General features: G+C 63.0%; 23 protein-coding genes. 11 read left to right on the forward strand and 12 right to left on the reverse strand.

The genetic code is table 11. The annotated features are described in order from the left end of the window. Nucleotides 1-19: 19 nt before the first annotated feature. Nucleotides 20-541: a ribosome biogenesis factor YjgA gene (yjgA, locus tag LRS11_RS10315; protein ID WP_173203619.1), complete on the reverse strand. Its 522-nt coding sequence runs from the start codon at nt 539-541 to the stop codon at nt 20-22. A 115-nt stretch (nt 542-656) separates the two neighbouring features. Between yjgA and pmbA the strand changes: the two genes are divergently transcribed. After that, nucleotides 657-2,003, forward strand: a complete 1,347-nt coding sequence (gene pmbA / locus LRS11_RS10320) for a metalloprotease PmbA (RefSeq protein WP_260496722.1) — start codon at nt 657-659, stop codon at nt 2,001-2,003. A 50-nt stretch (nt 2,004-2,053) separates the two neighbouring features. Here the strand turns inward: pmbA and LRS11_RS10325 are convergent, their stop codons facing one another. The 10 genes from LRS11_RS10325 to LRS11_RS10370 form a co-directional block, all read right to left on the reverse strand. Further along, nucleotides 2,054-2,326: an HPr family phosphocarrier protein gene (locus LRS11_RS10325; protein ID WP_260496723.1), complete on the reverse strand. Its 273-nt coding sequence runs from the start codon at nt 2,324-2,326 to the stop codon at nt 2,054-2,056. Nucleotides 2,327-2,340: 14 nt separating this feature from the next. Then, on the reverse strand, nt 2,341-3,198 hold the full coding sequence (gene rapZ / locus LRS11_RS10330) for an RNase adapter RapZ (protein ID WP_260496724.1): 858 nt from the start codon (nt 3,196-3,198) through the stop codon (nt 2,341-2,343). Nucleotides 3,199-3,217: 19 nt separating this feature from the next. Beyond that, a complete protein-coding gene (gene ptsN, locus LRS11_RS10335; protein ID WP_260496725.1) occupies nt 3,218-3,682 on the reverse strand; it encodes a PTS IIA-like nitrogen regulatory protein PtsN in 465 nt (154 codons plus the stop codon). Between the two features lie 12 nt (nt 3,683-3,694). Beyond that, nucleotides 3,695-4,003, reverse strand: coding sequence for a ribosome hibernation-promoting factor, HPF/YfiA family (hpf, locus tag LRS11_RS10340; RefSeq protein WP_182834286.1), 309 nt, complete (start codon nt 4,001-4,003; stop codon nt 3,695-3,697). Nucleotides 4,004-4,202: 199 nt separating this feature from the next. Then, nucleotides 4,203-5,699 carry an RNA polymerase factor sigma-54 gene (locus LRS11_RS10345; RefSeq protein WP_260496726.1) on the reverse strand — a complete coding sequence of 499 codons (1,497 nt, stop codon included), beginning with the start codon at nt 5,697-5,699 and terminating at the stop codon, nt 4,203-4,205. A gap of 146 nt (nt 5,700-5,845) precedes the next feature. After that, complete coding sequence (gene lptB, locus LRS11_RS10350) at nt 5,846-6,571, reverse strand: LPS export ABC transporter ATP-binding protein (protein ID WP_260496727.1); 726 nt, start codon at nt 6,569-6,571, stop codon at nt 5,846-5,848. Further along, nucleotides 6,571-7,119: a lipopolysaccharide transport periplasmic protein LptA gene (gene lptA / locus LRS11_RS10355; protein WP_260496728.1), complete on the reverse strand. Its 549-nt coding sequence runs from the start codon at nt 7,117-7,119 to the stop codon at nt 6,571-6,573. Before lptA ends, lptB begins: the two co-directional genes overlap by 1 nt. After that, nucleotides 7,106-7,675, reverse strand: a complete 570-nt coding sequence (gene lptC / locus LRS11_RS10360; RefSeq protein ID WP_260496729.1) for an LPS export ABC transporter periplasmic protein LptC — start codon at nt 7,673-7,675, stop codon at nt 7,106-7,108. The genes lptA and lptC overlap by 14 nt, the downstream gene beginning before the upstream one ends. A gap of 8 nt (nt 7,676-7,683) precedes the next feature. After that, nucleotides 7,684-8,208, reverse strand: a complete 525-nt coding sequence (locus LRS11_RS10365; protein ID WP_260496730.1) for a KdsC family phosphatase — start codon at nt 8,206-8,208, stop codon at nt 7,684-7,686. Continuing rightward, complete coding sequence (locus tag LRS11_RS10370) at nt 8,209-9,183, reverse strand: KpsF/GutQ family sugar-phosphate isomerase (protein WP_260496731.1); 975 nt, start codon at nt 9,181-9,183, stop codon at nt 8,209-8,211. A gap of 243 nt (nt 9,184-9,426) precedes the next feature. Here LRS11_RS10370 and LRS11_RS10375 point away from each other — a divergent pair, with 243 nt between their 5' ends. The 10 genes from LRS11_RS10375 to hisC all read left to right on the forward strand — a co-directional run bounded on the left by LRS11_RS10375 (nt 9,427) and on the right by hisC (nt 17,498). Continuing rightward, the gene (locus LRS11_RS10375) at nt 9,427-10,236 is read left to right on the forward strand and encodes an ABC transporter ATP-binding protein (RefSeq protein ID WP_182834279.1); all 810 of its coding nucleotides are present in this window, start codon (nt 9,427-9,429) and stop codon (nt 10,234-10,236) included. Then, nucleotides 10,236-11,033, forward strand: coding sequence for a lipid asymmetry maintenance ABC transporter permease subunit MlaE (gene mlaE, locus LRS11_RS10380; protein WP_260496732.1), 798 nt, complete (start codon nt 10,236-10,238; stop codon nt 11,031-11,033). The genes LRS11_RS10375 and mlaE overlap by 1 nt, the downstream gene beginning before the upstream one ends. Further along, nucleotides 11,033-11,500 (forward strand): outer membrane lipid asymmetry maintenance protein MlaD, encoded by a 468-nt coding sequence (gene mlaD, locus LRS11_RS10385; RefSeq protein WP_260496733.1) that lies wholly within the window; start codon nt 11,033-11,035, stop codon nt 11,498-11,500. The genes mlaE and mlaD overlap by 1 nt, the downstream gene beginning before the upstream one ends. An 11-nt stretch (nt 11,501-11,511) precedes the next feature. Continuing rightward, nucleotides 11,512-12,156, forward strand: a complete 645-nt coding sequence (locus LRS11_RS10390; RefSeq protein ID WP_260496734.1) for a phospholipid-binding protein MlaC — start codon at nt 11,512-11,514, stop codon at nt 12,154-12,156. After that, nucleotides 12,153-12,461 carry a lipid asymmetry maintenance protein MlaB gene (locus tag LRS11_RS10395; RefSeq protein WP_260496735.1) on the forward strand — a complete coding sequence of 103 codons (309 nt, stop codon included), beginning with the start codon at nt 12,153-12,155 and terminating at the stop codon, nt 12,459-12,461. The genes LRS11_RS10390 and LRS11_RS10395 overlap by 4 nt, the downstream gene beginning before the upstream one ends. A 173-nt stretch (nt 12,462-12,634) precedes the next feature. Then, nucleotides 12,635-12,874, forward strand: a complete 240-nt coding sequence (locus LRS11_RS10400; protein ID WP_260496736.1) for a BolA family protein — start codon at nt 12,635-12,637, stop codon at nt 12,872-12,874. Between the two features lie 22 nt (nt 12,875-12,896). Further along, nucleotides 12,897-14,162, forward strand: coding sequence for a UDP-N-acetylglucosamine 1-carboxyvinyltransferase (gene murA, locus LRS11_RS10405; protein ID WP_260496737.1), 1,266 nt, complete (start codon nt 12,897-12,899; stop codon nt 14,160-14,162). A 67-nt stretch (nt 14,163-14,229) separates the two neighbouring features. Then, nucleotides 14,230-14,862 (forward strand): ATP phosphoribosyltransferase, encoded by a 633-nt coding sequence (hisG, locus tag LRS11_RS10410; RefSeq protein WP_173203656.1) that lies wholly within the window; start codon nt 14,230-14,232, stop codon nt 14,860-14,862. A 123-nt stretch (nt 14,863-14,985) separates the two neighbouring features. After that, the gene (gene hisD / locus LRS11_RS10415; RefSeq protein WP_260496738.1) at nt 14,986-16,296 is read left to right on the forward strand and encodes a histidinol dehydrogenase; all 1,311 of its coding nucleotides are present in this window, start codon (nt 14,986-14,988) and stop codon (nt 16,294-16,296) included. Between the two features lie 146 nt (nt 16,297-16,442). After that, nucleotides 16,443-17,498 carry a histidinol-phosphate transaminase gene (hisC, locus tag LRS11_RS10420; protein ID WP_260496739.1) on the forward strand — a complete coding sequence of 352 codons (1,056 nt, stop codon included), beginning with the start codon at nt 16,443-16,445 and terminating at the stop codon, nt 17,496-17,498. Nucleotides 17,499-17,528: 30 nt separating this feature from the next. On the opposite strand, the gene LRS11_RS10425 is transcribed toward hisC, so the two are convergent. Further along, the gene (locus LRS11_RS10425) at nt 17,529-17,744 is read right to left on the reverse strand and encodes a hypothetical protein (protein WP_260496740.1); all 216 of its coding nucleotides are present in this window, start codon (nt 17,742-17,744) and stop codon (nt 17,529-17,531) included. Nucleotides 17,745-17,787: the final 43 nt, after the last annotated feature.

The raw sequence follows: 17,787 nt of genomic DNA on the forward strand, positions 1-17,787 counted from the left end.
ACCCTGCCGGCACAGAGGTTTAACGCAGGCCGCGCTGGGTTTCGTCCAGTTCGCGGATGTATTTGAAGATTTTGCGTGCAGCGGCTGGCGGTTTGTTCCGCGCCGCTTCGTGCTGGGCATGACGGATCAGGCCGCGCAGGTGCTGGCGGTCGGCTTCCGGGAATTCGCTGACGAAGCTTTCCAGGGTGGTGTCGTCGCCGCCGATCAGGCGATCACGCCAGCGTTCCAGGGTGTGGAAGCGCTCGTTGTATTCGCGGGTGGAGCTGTCGACCTGGTCGATCAGGGCGAGGATGCCGTCGATGTCCTGGTCGCGCATGAGCTTGCCGATGAACTGTACGTGGCGTTTCTTTGCCGCGTTGGCCGTGTGCTTCGGCGCTTCGGCCAGGGCCTTGCGCAGACCGTCGGTCAGCGGCAGCTTGGCCTGGATGTCGGGCTTGAGGGTGGTCAGGCGTTGACCAAGCTCCTGCAGGGCATGCAGTTCGCGCTTGATCTGGGTTTTGCTCTTCTCGCCAGAGAAGTCTTCGTCGTATGAATCAGCCATGGGGGCGGTCCGGATGGAAACGCCGCCATGATAGCAGCAAGGGTAGCGGCAAGCCTCAAACCGTAAGCACAGTGCTTGCCGGGTGGGCTGTCAGTTTGCAGTTTTGGAGCGAGTTATGAGTGCAGCAGAAGTGGTGGGCCCGCAGGCTTTGCCGGCCTTGCAAGCGCAGGTCGAACAGATAATCGCCGAGGCTCGGCGCCAGGGTGCCAGTGCCTGTGAAGTGGCGGTGTCGATGGAGCAGGGCTTGTCGACCACGGTGCGTCAGGGCGAGGTGGAAACGGTCGAGTTCAATCGCGATCAGGGTTTCGGCATCACCCTGTACGTCGGTCAGCGCAAAGGCTCGGCCAGTACTTCGGCCAGCGGCGATGCGGCCATTCGCGAAACCGTGGCGGCGGCCCTGGCCATCGCCCAGCATGCCTCCGAGGACGAGTGCGCCGGTCTGGCCGACGCGGCCCTGATGGCTCGCGAGTTTCCTGAGCTCGATCTCTATCATCCCTGGGCGTTGGCGCCCGAGCGCGCCGTCGAGCTGGCGTTGACCTGTGAGGAGGCTGCGTTCGCTGCCGATCCGCGGATCAGCAATGCCGATGGCACCACCCTCAATACCCACCAGGGCTGCCGGGTCTACGGCAACAGCCATGGTTTCGTCGGCGGCTACGCCAGCACCCGCCACAGCCTCAGCTGCGTGATGATCGCCGAAGGCGAAGGGCAGATGCAGCGCGACTACTGGTACGACGTCAATCGCCAGGGCGAGCTGCTGGCCGACCCGGCGCAGATCGGTCGGCATGCCGCGGCGCGCACGGCGGCCCGTTTGGGCGCGCGGCCGGTGCCGACCTGCGAGGTGCCGGTGCTGTTCGCTGCCGAGCTGGCCACCGGGCTGTTCGGCAGCTTCCTGGCGGCGATTTCCGGCGGCAACCTGTACCGCAAGTCGTCCTTCCTCGAAGGCACCCTGGGCCAGCAGCTGTTCCCTAGCTGGCTCAACCTCGACGAACGCCCGCATATCCCGCGGGCCATGGGCAGCGCGACCTTCGATGGCGATGGCCTGGCCACCTACGCCAAGCCGTTCGTCGCCGGCGGTGAGTTGGTTTCCTACATCCTCGGCACCTATTCCGGGCGCAAGCTGGGTTTGCCCAGCACGGCCAACTCCGGTGGCGTACACAACCTGTTCGTCAGCCATGGCGACGAAGACCAGAAGGCCCTGTTGCGCCGCATGGGCCGTGGCCTGCTGGTGACCGAACTGATGGGGCACGGCCTGAACATGGTCACCGGCGACTATTCGCGCGGCGCCGCTGGCTTCTGGGTGGAGAATGGCGAGATCCAGTTCCCGGTGCAGGAAGTGACCATCGCCGGCAATCTGCGCGACATGTTCCGCCAGATAGTCGCGGTCGGTAATGACCTGGAGCTGCGCGGCAATATCCGCACCGGCTCGGTACTGATCGAGAAGATGACCGTCGCTGGTAGCTGAGTCGGCAGGATGAAAAAAGGGGCCGGAAGGCCCCTTTTTTGCGGTGCGGCTTATTCGCCTTCGTCGAACTTGTTGTTGATCAGTTCGATCAGGGCGTTCAGCGCGTCGTCATCCTGTTCGCCTTCGCACTGCAGGTACAGGTTGGTGCCCTTGCCGGCCGCCAGCATCATCACGGCCATGATGCTCTTGCCGTCGATCAGGCTCTCGGCACTGCGGCCGACCCGCACCTGGCAAGGAAAGCGCGTCGCCACGCCGACGAACTTGGCCGCCGCACGGGCATGCAGGCCGAGTTTGTTGATGATGGTGATTTCGCAGGCAGGCATTGCGTGGGCAGTCCTTAACCCAGGTCGCGGTGGCGGACCTGGACATTCTTCAAGGTGGGTTTGAGGGCTTCGCCCAGGCGATTGGCCAGGTACACGGAGCGATGGTGGCCGCCGGTGCAGCCAATGGCGATGGTCACATAGGCGCGGTTGCTGGCAGCGAAACGCGGTAGCCACTTGTGCAGGTAGGCATGGATGTCCTGGTACATCTCCTCGACATCCGGCTGTGCGGCCAGGTACTCGGCAACCGGTGCCTGCAGGCCGGACATCTCGCGCAGGTCAGGCTTCCAGTAGGGATTGGGCAGGCAGCGTACGTCGAACACCAGGTCGGCATCCACCGGCATGCCACGCTTGAAACCGAAGGACTCGATCAGGAAAGCGGTACCCGGCTCGGGCTTGTTCAGCAGGCGCAGCTTGAGGGTGTCGCGCAACTGGTAAAGATTGAGGTGGGTGGTATCGATCTTCAGGTCGGCCAGATCGGTGATCGGGCTGAGCAGGGCCTCCTCGTCGCGAATGGCTTCGGCCAGGGCGCGGGTCTCGTTGGTCAGCGGGTGACGCCGGCGGGTCTCGGAGAAGCGCTTGAGCAGGGTTTCCTCGTCGGCATCCAGGTACAGCACGTCGCAGAGGATGTGGCGGGCGCGGACTTCGGCGAGCAGTTCGGGAAAGCGCTTGAGCTGGCTGGGCAGGTTGCGGGCGTCGATGGAGACGGCGACCAGCGGGTGCAACAGTTCGGTTTCCAGCAGCGCACGCTCGGCCAGCTCGGGCAACAGGCCGGCCGGCAGGTTGTCGATGCAGTAGAAACCGTTGTCCTCCAGTACATCGAGAGCAGTGCTCTTGCCCGAGCCGGAGCGGCCGCTGACGATGATCAGGCGCATCACACTGTCCTACCCTGGCCTACTGGCCGTTCTGCACGTCGACGACTACCTGGTAGAGGCTTTCACTGCTTTGCGCCTGGCGCAGGCGCTCGCGCACATCGGCGCGGTCGAGCATGCTGGCGATCTGCCGGAGCAGCTCCAGGTGCTCGTCGGTCGCCGCTTCCGGTACCAGCAGGACGAACAGCAGGTCCACCGGGGCGCCGTCGATGGCGTCGAAATCCACTGCCGCATCCAGGCGCAGCACGGCGCTGATCGGCGCTGCGCAGCCGGGCAGGCGGCAGTGAGGAATGGCGATGCCGTTGCCGAACCCGGTGGAACCGAGTTTTTCACGGGCAATCAGGCTTTCAAAAATGTCCTGGCCATCCAGGTCGGGCAATTCGCGCGCGACCAGGTTGGCAATTTGTTCCAGAACGCGTTTTTTGCTGCCGCCGGACACGTTCACCAGGGAACGGCCGGCGGTCAGGATATTTTCAAGTCGGATCATGTGTGGGGGATATCAGCGGGCTGTCGCGCCTTGCAGGCGGTTGAGCTGCTTTTCCTTGTGTTTGATCAGTTGGCGGTCAAGTTTGTCGGCGAGCAGATCGATCGCCGCATACATGTCTTCGTGCTCTGCGTTGGCGACGACTTCACCGCCGGCAATGTGCAGGGTGGCTTCGATTTTCTGCTTGAGTTTCTCGACCTCCATGATCACCTGCACATTGGTGATCTTGTCGAAATGGCGCTCCAGTCGGCCGAGTTTCTCGCCGATGTAGTCGCGCAGGGCGTCGGTCACATCCAGTTGGTGTCCACTGATGTTGACTTGCATACCGCTTCTCCTTGTTGCCGTGTGTAAGAGACAGGCTAGCGGGCCTGCCACCGTAACACTTTGGCTTGAGAAGGCTTTTGCAGAACTGTCCTGTGCTTCCCCCTCGGGGCAGGGCGCCTGGCGCGCATGCAGTTTTGCAAAAGCCTTCCCTCAGTGCCGCATCACATCAGTCGCTGGCGCATGCATCAGGCACTGCGCGCTACATCAACCGCTTGCGTTCGCTCGAAGGCGCTATCCCGAGGGATTCGCGGTATTTGGCGACGGTGCGACGGGCTACCTGAATGCCCTGTTCTTCCAGTAAACCAGCGATCTTGCTGTCACTCAACGGCTTTTTCGCGTTTTCCGCTGCGACCAGTTTTTTGATGATGGCGCGGATCGCCGTCGACGAGCATTCGCCGCCTTCCGAGGTGCTAACGTGGCTGGAGAAGAAGTATTTCAGCTCGTAAATGCCACGCGGGGTGTGCATGAATTTCTGCGTGGTGACCCGCGAAATGGTCGATTCGTGCATGCCCACCGCTTCGGCGATGTCATGCAGGACCAGCGGCTTCATCGCCTCGTCGCCGTATTCGAGGAAGCCGCGCTGGTGCTCGACGATCTGCGTGGCGACCTTCATCAGCGTCTCGTTGCGGCTCTGCAGGCTCTTGATGAACCAGCGCGCTTCCTGCAACTGGTTGCGCATGAAGGTGTTGTCGGCGCTGGAGTCGGCGCGTTTGACGAAGCCTGCGTACTGGGCGTTGACGCGCAGGCGCGGCACCGCCTCCTGGTTCAGCTCCACCAGCCAGCGTTCGTTATGCTTGCGTACCAGGACGTCGGGGATCACGTATTCCGGCTCGCTGGCTTCGATCTGTGAGCCGGGGCGCGGGTTGAGGCTCTGGATCAGCTCGATGATCTGGCGCAGCTCGTCTTCCTTGAGCTTCATGCGCCGCATCAGCTGGCTGTAGTCGCGGCTGCCGAGCAGGTCGAGGTGGTCGCCGGCCAGGCGCTGGGCCTCGCTCAGCCAGGGCGTGCTGGCCGGCAGCTGGCGCAGTTGCAGAAGCAGGCATTCGCGCAGGTCGCGGGCGCCGACGCCGGCTGGGTCGAAGTTCTGGATGCGGTGCAGCACGGCTTCGACTTCGTCGAGCTCGACGTCCATTTCCGGGTCGAAGGCCTCGACGATTTCCTCGAGCGACTCTTCCAGGTAGCCCTGATTGTTGATGCAGTCGATCAGGGTTACGGCGATCAGGCGGTCGGTGTCCGACATCGGCGCCAGGTTGAGCTGCCAGAGCAAATGGGTCTGCAGGCTTTCGCCGGCCGAGGTACGGGTGGTGAAGTCCCACTCGTCATCGTCATTGCTCGGCAGGCTGCTGGCGCTGGTCTGGTAGACATCTTCCCAGGCGGTATCGACCGGCAGTTCGTTGGGAATGCGTTCGTTCCACTCGCCGTCCTCGATGGAGTCGGCGGGGGTGCTGTTGGTTTCCTGGTAGGTGTCCTGCTGCTGTTTGGACTGGGCGTTCTGCTCTTCGCCGTCGGCCAGCGGATCGCTGTTGTCGAAGTCTTCGCCTTCTTCCTGGCGCTCCAGCATGGGGTTGGATTCCAGGGCTTCCTGGATTTCCTGTTGCAGGTCCAGGGTGGAAAGCTGGAGTAGGCGAATGGCTTGTTGCAGCTGCGGCGTCATCGTCAGCTGCTGGCCCATCTTGAGGACTAGCGAAGGTTTCATGGCAGGAAGCTTTGCACCTTATTTGCCGGCGCAATTGCGCCATTCACTACAGGGCGCCGGGGCGCCGCCAATAAGCAAATTATATGCCCGAAACTGGCGATCTTGCCTAGGCTTGACAACGTCCCTGTAGTGAAGCAGTGCCTGCGTCAGAGGCGGAACTCGTGCCCGAGGTAGACTTCTTTCACCAGTTGGTTGGCCAGGATGCTTTCGGCATCGCCTTCGGCGATCAGCTGGCCGTCATTGACAATGTAGGCGGTCTCGCAGATGTCGAGGGTCTCGCGCACGTTGTGGTCGGTGATCAGCACACCAATGCCCTTGGCCTTGAGGTGGTAAATGATCTGCTTGATATCGCCGACCGAGATCGGGTCGACACCGGCGAAGGGTTCATCCAACAGAATGAATTTCGGCTCGGTGGCCAGGGCGCGGGCGATTTCCACGCGGCGGCGTTCACCACCGGACAGGCTCATGCCGAGGTTGTCGCGGATGTGGTTGATGTGGAACTCCTGCAGCAGGGTCTCCAGCGCGGCGTGGCGGCCGGCGCGGTCGAGGTCCTTGCGGGCTTCCAGAATGGCCATGATGTTGTCGGCCACCGACAGCTTGCGGAAGATCGAGGCTTCCTGCGGCAGGTAGCCGATACCGACGCGCGCGCGGCCGTGCATGGGCTGGTGGCTGACGTCGAGGTTGTCGATCAGCACGCGGCCCTGGTCGGCCTGTACCAGGCCAACGATCATGTAGAAACAAGTGGTCTTGCCGGCGCCGTTGGGGCCGAGCAGGCCGACGATCTGGCCGCTGTCGATGGACAGGCTGACGTCACGGACGACCTGGCGGCCCTTGTAACTCTTGGCCAGGTGCTGGGCTTTGAGGGTCGCCATTACTGCGCTTGCTCCGGTTGGCCGGTTTTCTTGCGCGGCTGGATGACCATGTCGATACGTGGGCGCGGCGTGCTCAGGGCGGTGCCGTTGGCGCGGCCGGCGTTGACGATCTGGCGCTGGGTGTCATAGACGATCTTCTCGCCTTCGAAGGTATTGCCTTCCTGAATCACCTTGGCCTGATCGATCAGCACGATGCGCTCGTTGCTGGCAAAGTACTGGATGGTCAGGCCATAGGCCTTGACGATTTCCTTTTCTGCCGAAGGCTTTTGCTCGTAGTAGGCGGGTTTGCCCACCGAGGTGAAGACTTCGACTTCGCCATTGGCATCCTGGGTGATGGTCACGGTGTCGCCGGTGATCTTCAGGGTGCCCTGAGTGATCACTACGCCGCCGCGGTATACGGCCACGCCTTGCTTGTCGTCCAGCTCGGCGCTGTCGGCTTGCACCCGGATCGGCTGCTCGCGGTCGCTCGGCAGGGCCCAGGCACTGGCGCTTCCGAGCGCGGCACCGAGGCTGATGAACAATAGGGGGAGTGTTTTAACGAGCCTCATGCTGGCCTCTTACGTTGGACAGCAGGAGGATCCGGCCGTCATTCATGTACGCTTTCATTCCTTGCGCCGTGGTCACCCCATTGGCGGCCTCGATTCTAACGGCTTGCTGGGTTTGCGCATATTCCTTGTCAGGAAATACGGTCATCCGGCTGCTGGTGATCACCGTCGGACGACCCTTGGCGTCGGTGCGTGCGACGCGCACGGCATCGATAAGTTCGACTTCCTTGCCCTCTGGCGCGACCTCGCCACGCTCACTCTGCACATGCCAGGGATAGGCACTGCCGCGATACAGCTGCAGGTCGGGCTTGCTCAGCAGGGTGATGTCGCTGGCCTTGAGATGCTCCAGCTTGTCGGCGGTCATCTCGTAGTGCAGTTGGCCGTCTTCCTGGTACTGCAGAGTGCGGGCGTTGACCACGTAGAAGTCGATGGCATTGTCGGTTTCAGTTGTCGACGGCTTGTCCAGAAAGCTTTCCGGGCGGATGTTCCAATAGCCGACTGCGCCCAGCAGGGCAGCAATCAGGCTGTAGATCAGAGGTTGGCGCAGTTTGCCGAGCATGCTTGATCCTAGAGGTAGGCGGCTTGGGCGGCATCGAGGCTGCCCTGGGCGCGCATGATCAGTTCACAGAATTCGCGGGCGGCACCTTCGCCACCGCGTGCTGCGGTGACGCCATGGGCGTGCTGACGGACAAAGCCGTCGGCACTGGCCACGGCCATGCCCAGGCCGACCCGGCGGATCACCGGCAGGTCCGGCAGGTCATCGCCCAGGTAGGCGACTTGCTCGTAGCTTAGACCGAGCTCACCGAGTAGTTCGTCCAGCACGACCAGCTTGTCCTCGCGGCCTTGGTACAGGTGCTGGATACCCAGGTTCTGTGCGCGGCGCTCGACTACCGGGGTCTTGCGCCCGCTGATGATGGCGGTGCGCACCCCGGAATTGATCAACATCTTGATGCCGTGACCGTCGAGGGTATTGAAGGTCTTGAACTCGCTGCCGTCGGTGAGAAAGTACAGGCGGCCATCGGTCAGCACGCCGTCGACATCGAAGATGGCCAGTTTGATCGGCTTGGCGCGTTGCAGCAGTTCGCTGTTCATTTACATCACTCCGGCGCGCAGCAGGTCGTGCATGTTGAGGGCGCCGACCGGCTGATCCTCGTCATCCACCACTACCAGCGCATTGATCTTGTGGTCTTCCATGATTTTCAGGGCTTCGGCGGCGAGCATGTCGGCGCGGGCGGTCTTGCCGTGCACGGTCATCACGCTATCAATGCTGGCATCGCGCACGTCGATGCCCTTGTCCAGGGTGCGGCGCAAGTCGCCGTCAGTGAAGATACCGGCCAGCTTGCCATCGTTTTCGACCACCACGGTCATGCCCAGGCCCTTGCGGGTCATTTCCAGCAAGGCGTCGCGCAGGCTGGTGCCGCGCTGGACCAGGGGCAGGCGAGTGCCGCTGTGCATGACGTTCTCCACCTTGAGCAGCAGGCGTCGGCCCAATGCGCCGCCCGGGTGGGAGAAGGCGAAGTCTTCGGCGGTAAAGCCGCGGGCTTCCAGCAGGGCGATGGCCAGGGCGTCGCCGAGCACCAGGGACACGGTGGTGGAGGAGGTCGGCGCCAGGTTCAGCGGGCAGGCTTCCTGGGCCACCTGGGCATCCAGGTTGACTTCGGCGGCCTTGGCCAGCGGCGATTCCGGGTTGCCGGTCATGCTGATCAGGGTGATGCCGAGGCGCTTGATCAGCGGCAGCAGGGTGACGATTTCCGCCGTGGAGCCGGAGTTGGACAGGGCCAGCACCACGTCGTCACGGGTGATCATGCCCATGTCGCCATGGCTGGCTTCGGCCGGATGGACGAAGAAGGCCGGTGTGCCGGTGCTGGCCAGGGTCGCGGCGATCTTGTTGCCGACGTGCCCGGACTTGCCCATGCCGACCACGACGATGCGGCCCTTGCAGGCCAGCATCAACTCGCAGGCGTGCACGAAATCGCCGTTGACGCGGTTGAGCAAGGCCTCGATGGCTTCGAGTTCGAGGCGCATGGTGCGCTGGGCGGATTGGATCAGATCGCTGGACTGGCTCATGATGGTTTCACGATGGTCGGCAGAAAAGTCGGCGATTATAGCGGGAAAGCCGCTTCGCCTCACCCCTGGTGGATCGTGGCTGGGTGATGCAGCGCTTAAATTGCCTGAAAACATTGCGCCGCCTTGGGCACATAAGGCTTGGATGGTATATTGCGCGCCCTGTTCGGCCTGCCTGCGCGGTTTGGTGTCCCCGCTCGGGAATACCGCGTCTGTCCAGGGATGACCGTTTCACAAGGAGTTTGGATGAGCGCCGATAATGCCTACGCTGTGGAGTTGAAGGGCCTGACCTTCAAGCGCGGCGCACGCACCATCTTTGACAATGTCGATATCTGCATTCCGCGCGGCAAGGTCACCGGCATCATGGGGCCTTCCGGCTGCGGCAAGACGACCTTGCTGCGCCTGATCGCGGCCCAGCTCAAGCCGTCCAGCGGCGAAGTGTGGGTCAACGGGCAGAACCTGCCGACGCTGTCGCGCAGCGACCTGTTCGACATGCGCAAGCAGTTCGGCGTGCTGTTCCAGAGCGGTGCCCTGTTTACCGATCTCGATGTGTTCGAGAACGTCGCCTTTCCGTTGCGCGTGCATACCCAGCTGTCCGACGAGATGATTCGCGACATCGTGCTGATGAAGCTGCAGGCCGTGGGTCTGCGCGGCGCCATCGAGCTGATGCCGGATGAATTGTCTGGCGGCATGAAGCGTCGCGTGGCGCTGGCCCGGGCGATTGCCCTGGACCCGCAGATTCTGATGTACGACGAACCGTTCGTCGGCCAGGACCCGATCGCCATGGGCGTGTTGGTGCGCCTGATTCGCCTGCTCAACGACGCCCTGGGCATCACCAGTATCGTGGTCTCCCATGACCTGGCCGAAACCGCGAGCATCGCCGACTACCTCTATGTGGTGGGCGATGGCCAGGTGTTGGGGCAGGGCACTCCGGATGAGCTGATGAACTCGGATAACCCACGCATCCAGCAGTTCATGAAAGGGATTCCGGATGGTCCGGTGCCTTTCCATTATCCGGCGCCGGATTATCTTGACGATTTATTGGGGGCGCGTTGATGCGTAAGTCTTCGCCACTCGAGCGCATCCGCCTGCTGGGCCGTTCCGGGATCGATGTGGTCCAGGCGCTAGGGCGCTCGTCACTATTCTTGTCTAGTTCGCTGTTCGGCCGCAGTGGCCTGAGCAATGGCGGCCAGCTGCTGATCCGTCAGCTGTATTTTGTCGGTGTACTGTCGTTGCCGATCATTGTGGTCGCCGGCCTGTTCATTGGCATGGTGCTGGCGCTGCAGGGCTTCAACATCCTCAGCAGCTACGGCTCCGAGCAGGCGGTGGGGCAGATGGTTGCCCTGACCCTGTTGCGTGAGCTGGGCCCGGTGGTGACCGGCTTGCTGTTTGCCGGGCGTGCCGGTTCGGCGCTGACCGCCGAAATCGGCAACATGAAGTCCACCGAGCAGCTGTCCAGCCTGGAAATGATCGGCGTCGATCCGCTCAAATACATCATCGCCCCGCGTCTGTGGGCCGGCTTCATCTCCATGCCGCTGCTGGCCACCATCTTCAGCGTGGTGGGCATCTGGGGCGGGGCGATGGTCGCGGTCGACTGGCTGGGGGTCTACGAAGGCTCGTTCTGGGCGAACATGCAGAACAGCGTGCAATTCACCGAAGATGTGCTCAATGGTGTGATCAAGAGCATCGTATTTGCATTCGTGGTGACCTGGATCGCCGTGTTCCAGGGTTATGACTGCGAACCCACCTCGGAAGGCATCAGCAGTGCCACCACCAAAACCGTGGTGTATGCCTCCCTGGCTGTGCTCGGCCTCGACTTTATTCTGACCGCCCTGATGTTTGGAGATCTCTGATGCAAAGCCGCTCCCTGGAAATCGGCGTCGGCCTGTTCCTGCTGGCTGGATTGCTGGCCCTGTTGCTGTTGGCCCTGCGTGTCAGCGGCCTGTCGGCAGCGAGTTCGGGCGATACCTATAAGCTCTATGCGCACTTCGACAATATTGCCGGGCTGACGGTCCGGGCCAAGGTGACCATGGCCGGCGTGACGATTGGCAAGGTCACTGCCATCGACCTCGATCACGACAGCTACACCGGTCGGGTGACCATGGAAGTGGAAAAACGCGTGGACAATCTGCCGGTTGATTCCACTGCCTCGATTCTCACGGCCGGCCTGCTCGGCGAGAAATACATCGGCATCAGTGTCGGTGGTGAGGAAGATGTGCTGAAGGCCGATAGTGTTATCCATGACACCCAGTCAGCGCTGGTGCTGGAAGACCTGATCGGCAAGTTCCTGATCAATTCGGTGAATAAAGAGAGCAAATGAGGATGTTCACCATGCTGAAGACTCTGCGAAACGCTCTGCTGGTGGCCCTGGCCGCCTTGCCGTTGCTGGCCCAGGCGGCGCCCAGCGCCCATGACGTGGTGCAACAGACCACTGATCAACTGATCGGCGACCTGAAAGCCAACAAGGCCTCTTACAAGCAGACGCCCCAGGACTTCTACGATGCGCTGAATCGCATTCTTGGCCCGGTGGTGGATAGCGAGGGCATCTCGCGCAGCATCATGACCGTCAAGTATTCGCGCAAGGCCAGCCCCGAGCAATTGCAGCGCTTCGAAGACAACTTCAAGCGCAGCTTGATGCAGTTCTACGGCAATGCCCTGCTCGAGTACGACAACCAGGACATTCGCGTGCTGCCGGCCAAGGCCGAGGGCGCCGATCGTGCCAGCGTTGGCATGGAAGTCAGTGACAGCAAGGGCACCGTCTACCCGGTCTCCTACACCATGGTGCAGATCAACGGCCAGTGGATGCTGCGCAACGTGATCATCAACGGCATCAACATCGGCAAGCTGTTCCGTGACCAGTTCGCCGACAGCATGCAGCGCAATGGCAACGACCTGGATAAGACCATCGACGGCTGGGCCGATGTAGTGGCCAAGGCCAAGGACAGCGCCACCGGCCAGCAGGCAAACGGGCAATGAGCGACGGCGCCATTCATCAGGCAGCCAATGGCGAGCTGCAGCTCGTCGGCGTGCTCGACTATCGCACCGGGCCGGCGCTGCGTGAGGTCGGCCGCCAGTTGATCCAGGCCAGCACGCAGGCGAGCCTGGTGCTGGACTGCGCGCTGGTGGAGAAGTCCAGCAGCGTCGGTTTGTCTCTGCTCTTGGCTTTTCTGCGTGATGCCAAGGCCGCCGACAAGCCGCTGAGCATTCGCCAGCTGCCCGCAGACATGCTGGAAATCGCCAAGGTTTCCGGCCTGCTCGAAGTGCTCGCGCCGCAGGCTTGAGCGCTTTAGCGCCCGTCGATGTGCTCTGGCTGGCCAGCGTGCAAGCAGGCGGCAAGGCCCTCCGTCAGCGATCCGGCTATCCGGGCTTCGCAGGCGGGGGGCTTTTTTGTATCATGGCCGGCCCGCGAGCCTTGGCCCGCCACTGATTTCTTATGCGCCGATCGAGGTTGAGCATGCAGGCCGTCGAAGTAAAAAACCTCTTGGAAGCCAAAATGCCGGACACCCGTATCGAGGTGGAAGGCGAGGGCTGCAATTTCCAGCTGAACCTGATCAGCGATGAGCTGGCCGCCCTCAGCCCGGTCAAGCGCCAGCAACAAGTCTATGCCCACCTCAATGCCTGGATCGCCGATGGCAGTATCCACGCAGTGACCATGAAATTCTTCAGCCAGGCCGCCTGGGCCGAGCGCTCCTGAGCCTGCGGGCAGCGAGATAGCAATGGACAAACTGATTATTACCGGCGGTATCCGCCTCGATGGCGAAATCCGTATTTCCGGTGCGAAGAACTCGGCCCTGCCGATCCTCGCCGCCACCCTGCTGGCCTCCACCCCGGTCACCGTGTGCAACCTGCCGCACCTGCACGACATCACCACCATGATCGAGCTGTTCGGGCGCATGGGCGTGCAGCCGGTGATCGACGAGAAGCTCAGCGTCGAAGTCGACGCCAGCACCATCAAGACCCTGATCGCGCCGTATGAGCTGGTGAAGACCATGCGCGCTTCGATCCTGGTGCTCGGCCCGATGGTCGCCCGTTTCGGTGAGGCCGAAGTGGCGCTGCCCGGTGGTTGCGCCATTGGTTCGCGACCGGTCGACCTGCACATCCGCGGCCTGGAAGCCATGGGCGCGAAGATCGACGTCGAAGGCGGTTACATCAAGGCCAAGGCGCCGGAAGGCGGCCTGCGTGGCGCGCACTTCTTCTTCGATATCGTCAGCGTGACCGGTACCGAGAACATCATGATGGCCGCTGCCCTGGCCAAAGGCCGCAGCGTGCTGGAAAACGCCGCGCGTGAGCCGGAAGTGGTCGACCTGGCCAACTTTATCAACGCCATGGGCGGCAAGGTCAGCGGTGCCGGTACTGACACCATCACCATCGACGGCGTCGAGCGCCTTGGTGGCGGTCGCTACAGCGTGATGCCCGACCGTATCGAAACCGGCACCTACCTGGTCGCCGCAGCTGCCACCGGCGGCCGGGTCAAGCTCAAGGACACAGATCCGACCATCCTCGAGGCGGTACTGTCGAAGCTGCAGGAAGCGGGCGCCGAGATCACCACCGGCAAGGACTGGATCGAGCTGGACATGAAGGGCAAGCGGCCGAAAGCCGTCAACCTGCGTACTGCTCCGTACCCGGCCTTCCCGACCGACATGCAGGCCCAGTTCATCTCCCTCAACGCGATTGCCGAGGGCACCGGTACCGTTATCGAGACCGTGTTCGAGAACCGCTTCATGCACGTCTACGAAATGAACCGCATGGGTGCGCAGATCCTGGTCGAGGGCAACACCGCCATCGTCACCGGCGTGCCGCAACTCAAGGGTGCCCCGGTGATGGCCACCGACCTGCGTGCGTCCGCTAGCCTGGTGATCGCCGCCCTGGTTGCCGAAGGTGAGACCCTGATCGACCGCATCTACCACATCGACCGTGGCTACGAGTGCATCGAGGAAAAACTGCAGCTGCTCGGCGCGAAAATTCGCCGCGTACCAGGCTAGGTTGGCGCTCCGCGTAGCCCAACCACCAGCCCGCAAGGGCTGGCGCCTGCTCTAAGGAAATTGCGTAATGCTGACCATCGCCCTGTCCAAAGGCCGCATTCTCGATGACACCCTGCCGTTGCTGGCCGAAGCCGGCATCGTGCCCACCGAGAATCCGGAAAAGAGCCGCAAGCTGATCATCCCGACCACCCAGGATGATGTGCAGCTGCTAATCGTGCGTGCTACCGACGTGCCGACCTATGTCGAGCATGGCGCGGCTGATATCGGCGTAGCTGGCAAGGATGTGCTGCTCGAGTACGGCGGCGAGCTTTACGAACCGCTGGACCTGCAGATTGCCAAGTGCAAGCTGATGACCGCCGGCAAGGTCGGCGCGCCGGAGCCGAAAGGCCGCCTGCGCGTGGCCACCAAGTTCGTCAACGTGGCCAAGCGTTACTACGCCGAGCAGGGCCGCCAGGTCGAAGTGATCAAGCTGTACGGCTCCATGGAGCTGGCGCCGCTGGTCGGTCTGGCCGACAAGATCATCGACGTGGTCGACACCGGCAACACCCTGCGTGCCAATGGCCTGGAAGCTCAGGAACTGATCGCCACCATCAGCTCGCGGCTGATCGTCAACAAGGCCTCGATGAAGATGCAGCACAGCCGCATCCAGGCGCTGATCGATACCCTGCGCGCCGCCGTCGAATCGCGACACCCCAGCTAATACCCTTCGCGCGACATTGCGTCGCGCCCGCCTATCCGTGTCATAGCCAGAATTCTCAGGTGCCCGCGCGGAGCGGCTGGTACCCTACGGGCGCCCGAGCATTTGCCAATCAAGAGGCCCGCTATGACCAGTCCCATTGCTATCCGCCGACTCAACGCCGCTGACCAGGACTTCGCCCGTCATCTGGATCATCTGCTGAGCTGGGAAAGCGTGTCGGACGACGCGGTCAACCAGCGTGTGCTGGACATCATCAAGGCCGTGCGCGAACGCGGCGATGCCGCCCTGGTCGAGTTCACCAAGCAGTTCGACGGCCTCGATGTCGCCTCCATGGCTGACCTGATCCTGCCGCGCGAGCGCCTGGAGCTGGCCCTGACCCGCATCACCGCCGAGCAGCGCATCGCCCTGGAAAAGGCCGCCGAGCGCGTGCGCCTGTACCACGAGCGGCAGAAGCAGGACTCCTGGACCTACACCGAAGCCGACGGCACGGTGCTGGGGCAGAAGGTCACCCCGCTGGATCGTGCCGGCCTGTACGTGCCGGGCGGCAAGGCCTCGTACCCATCCTCGGTACTGATGAACGCGATTCCGGCCAAGGTCGCCGGCGTGCCGGAAGTGGTGATGGTGGTGCCGACTCCGCGTGGCGAGATCAACGAGATCGTCCTCGCCGCCGCCTGCATCGCTGGCGTCGACCGCGTGTTCACCATCGGTGGCGCCCAGGCCGTGGCCGCGCTGGCCTATGGCACCGAGAGCGTGCCGCCGGTGGACAAGATCGTCGGCCCCGGCAACATCTACGTCGCCACCGCCAAGCGCCACGTGTTCGGCAAGGTCGGCATCGACATGATCGCCGGGCCTTCGGAGATCCTCGTGGTGTGCGACGGCCAGACCGATCCGGACTGGATCGCCATGGACCTGTTCTCCCAGGCCGAGCACGACGAGGATGCCCAGGCCATCCTGGTCAGCCCGGATGCCGCCTTCCTCGACAAGGTGGCCGCAAGCATCGCCAAGCTGCTACCGACCCTGGAGCGCGAAACGATTGCCCGCACGTCCCTCGAAGGCCGCGGCGCGCTGATCCAGGTCGCCGACATGGCCCAGGCCATCGAAGTGGCCAATCGCATCGCGCCAGAGCACCTGGAACTGTCGGTGGAAAATCCCGAGCAGTACCTGCCGCTGATCCGCCATGCCGGCGCGATCTTTATGGGTAGATACACCGCTGAGGCCCTGGGCGACTACTGCGCCGGGCCCAACCACGTGCTGCCGACCTCCGGCACCGCGCGCTTCTCCTCGCCGCTGGGCGTGTACGACTTCCAGAAGCGCTCGTCGATCATCCACTGCTCGGCAGAAGGTGCGTCGGAGCTGGGCAAGGTCGCCAGCGTGCTGGCCCGCGGCGAGTCGCTGACTGCGCATGCGCGCAGCGCCGAGTACCGCATCAAGCCGTAAGCCAACCCGGACCCTGTAGGAGCCAGCTTGCTGGCGATCAAGAGCATCGCGAGCAAGCTCGCTCCTACAGAAAGCGGCTCCGTAAAAGTGGGTTGAGCGAAGCGATACCCATCACCCGTACAACGAATTCGAGGAGAGAAGGGCAGATGAGCAAATTCTGGAGCCCCTTCGTCAAGGACCTGGTGCCCTACGTGCCGGGTGAGCAGCCGAAACTGGCCAAGCTGGTCAAGCTCAACACCAACGAGAATCCCTATGGCCCGTCGCCCAAGGCGATCGCCGCCATGCAGGCCGAGCTGGGCGACAGCCTGCGCCTGTATCCGGACCCCAATAGCGACCGCCTGAAGCAGGCGGTGGCCGACTACTACGGCGTGAGCACCGCCCAGGTGTTCGTCGGCAACGGTTCCGATGAAGTGCTGGCGCACGCTTTCCACGGCCTGTTCCAGCACGGCCGGCCGCTGCTGTTCCCAGACGTCACCTACAGCTTCTACCCGGTCTACTGCGGCCTGTACGGCATTCCCTACGAAGCGTTGCCGCTGGACGAGCAGTTCCAGATCCGCGTGGAAGACTACGCCCGCCCGAATGGCGGCATCATCTTCCCCAACCCCAACGCGCCGACCGGCTGCGCCCTGGGCCTGGCGGCCATCGAGCGCCTGCTCAAGGCCAATCCGGATACCGTGGTGCTAGTCGACGAGGCCTATATCGACTTTGGCGGCGAGACGGCGATCAGCCTGGTGAACCAGTATCCCAACCTGCTGGTCAGCCAGACTCTGTCCAAGTCGCGCTCCCTGGCCGGCCTGCGCGTTGGCCTGGCGGTGGGCCACCCAGATCTGATCGAGGCGCTGGAGCGGATCAAGAACAGCTTCAACTCCTACCCGCTGGACCGCATGGCGATTGCCGGCGCGGCGGCGGCGTTCGAGGACAAGGCCTACTTCCAGCAGACCTGCCAGGCGGTGATCGCCAGCCGTGAAACGCTGGTCGAAGCCATGACCACCCTGGGCTTCGAGGTGCTGCCGTCGGCGGCAAACTTCGTCTTCACCCGCCACCCGCAGCGCGATGCCGGCGAGCTGGCCGCGGCTTTGCGCGAGCACGGCGTCATCGTGCGCCACTTCAAGCAGCAGCGTATCGCCCAGTTCCTGCGCATCACCATCGGCGCGCCGGAACAGAACCAGGCGTTGCTGGATGCTTTGCGGCAAATCCTCTGAATGAAAAACGGCGCCCTAGGGCGCCGTTTTTCATTGCTGCTCAGTGCTGGGCGCCTGTTCTGCCATCTGTTGCAGGCGCTGCTGACTCTGGGCATTGGCCTGCTCGACCTGCTGCTTGAGCTGATCCATCTGCTGCTGTGCCTGCTTGACCTGTTCGGCTTGCAGGCTGGCCTGGGTTGCCGTGGCGCCGCTGTCGCAGCCGGTCAGGAGCAGCAGGGCGAGGGTAGATGCGATGGCTGTACGCATGGCGGACTCCATGGAGGGTCGGCTGCCACCCTAGCGTGTTAGC

The sequence above is a fragment of the Pseudomonas sp. J452 genome (genome assembly GCF_024666525.1).
GTDB lineage: Bacteria > Pseudomonadota > Gammaproteobacteria > Pseudomonadales > Pseudomonadaceae > Aquipseudomonas.

Excerpts from the sequence above, each read along its gene's own strand:
- LRS11_RS10370 (WP_260496731.1), bottom strand. The coding sequence starts at position 9,183 with ATGAGCCAGTCCAGCGATCTGATCCAATCCGCCCAGCGCACCATGCGC.
- rapZ (WP_260496724.1), bottom strand. The coding sequence starts at position 3,198 with ATGCGCCTGATCATCGTCAGCGGCCGCTCCGGCTCGGGCAAGAGCACT.
- lptA (WP_260496728.1), bottom strand. The coding sequence starts at position 7,119 with ATGAGGCTCGTTAAAACACTCCCCCTATTGTTCATCAGCCTCGGTGCC.
- LRS11_RS10400 (WP_260496736.1), top strand. The coding sequence starts at position 12,635 with ATGCAGGCCGTCGAAGTAAAAAACCTCTTGGAAGCCAAAATGCCGGAC.
- mlaD (WP_260496733.1), top strand. The coding sequence starts at position 11,033 with ATGCAAAGCCGCTCCCTGGAAATCGGCGTCGGCCTGTTCCTGCTGGCT.
- hpf (WP_182834286.1), bottom strand. The coding sequence starts at position 4,003 with ATGCAAGTCAACATCAGTGGACACCAACTGGATGTGACCGACGCCCTG.
- mlaE (WP_260496732.1), top strand. The coding sequence starts at position 10,236 with ATGCGTAAGTCTTCGCCACTCGAGCGCATCCGCCTGCTGGGCCGTTCC.
- LRS11_RS10365 (WP_260496730.1), bottom strand. The coding sequence starts at position 8,208 with ATGAACAGCGAACTGCTGCAACGCGCCAAGCCGATCAAACTGGCCATC.
- lptC (WP_260496729.1), bottom strand. The coding sequence starts at position 7,675 with ATGCTCGGCAAACTGCGCCAACCTCTGATCTACAGCCTGATTGCTGCC.
- LRS11_RS10345 (WP_260496726.1), bottom strand. The coding sequence starts at position 5,699 with ATGAAACCTTCGCTAGTCCTCAAGATGGGCCAGCAGCTGACGATGACG.
- LRS11_RS10395 (WP_260496735.1), top strand. The coding sequence starts at position 12,153 with ATGAGCGACGGCGCCATTCATCAGGCAGCCAATGGCGAGCTGCAGCTC.
- LRS11_RS10425 (WP_260496740.1), bottom strand. The coding sequence starts at position 17,744 with ATGCGTACAGCCATCGCATCTACCCTCGCCCTGCTGCTCCTGACCGGC.
- hisG (WP_173203656.1), top strand. The coding sequence starts at position 14,230 with ATGCTGACCATCGCCCTGTCCAAAGGCCGCATTCTCGATGACACCCTG.
- hisD (WP_260496738.1), top strand. The coding sequence starts at position 14,986 with ATGACCAGTCCCATTGCTATCCGCCGACTCAACGCCGCTGACCAGGAC.
- lptB (WP_260496727.1), bottom strand. The coding sequence starts at position 6,571 with ATGGCGACCCTCAAAGCCCAGCACCTGGCCAAGAGTTACAAGGGCCGC.
- hisC (WP_260496739.1), top strand. The coding sequence starts at position 16,443 with ATGAGCAAATTCTGGAGCCCCTTCGTCAAGGACCTGGTGCCCTACGTG.
- LRS11_RS10390 (WP_260496734.1), top strand. The coding sequence starts at position 11,512 with ATGCTGAAGACTCTGCGAAACGCTCTGCTGGTGGCCCTGGCCGCCTTG.
- pmbA (WP_260496722.1), top strand. The coding sequence starts at position 657 with ATGAGTGCAGCAGAAGTGGTGGGCCCGCAGGCTTTGCCGGCCTTGCAA.
- ptsN (WP_260496725.1), bottom strand. The coding sequence starts at position 3,682 with ATGATCCGACTTGAAAATATCCTGACCGCCGGCCGTTCCCTGGTGAAC.
- LRS11_RS10375 (WP_182834279.1), top strand. The coding sequence starts at position 9,427 with ATGAGCGCCGATAATGCCTACGCTGTGGAGTTGAAGGGCCTGACCTTC.
- murA (WP_260496737.1), top strand. The coding sequence starts at position 12,897 with ATGGACAAACTGATTATTACCGGCGGTATCCGCCTCGATGGCGAAATC.
- yjgA (WP_173203619.1), bottom strand. The coding sequence starts at position 541 with ATGGCTGATTCATACGACGAAGACTTCTCTGGCGAGAAGAGCAAAACC.
- LRS11_RS10325 (WP_260496723.1), bottom strand. The coding sequence starts at position 2,326 with ATGCCTGCCTGCGAAATCACCATCATCAACAAACTCGGCCTGCATGCC.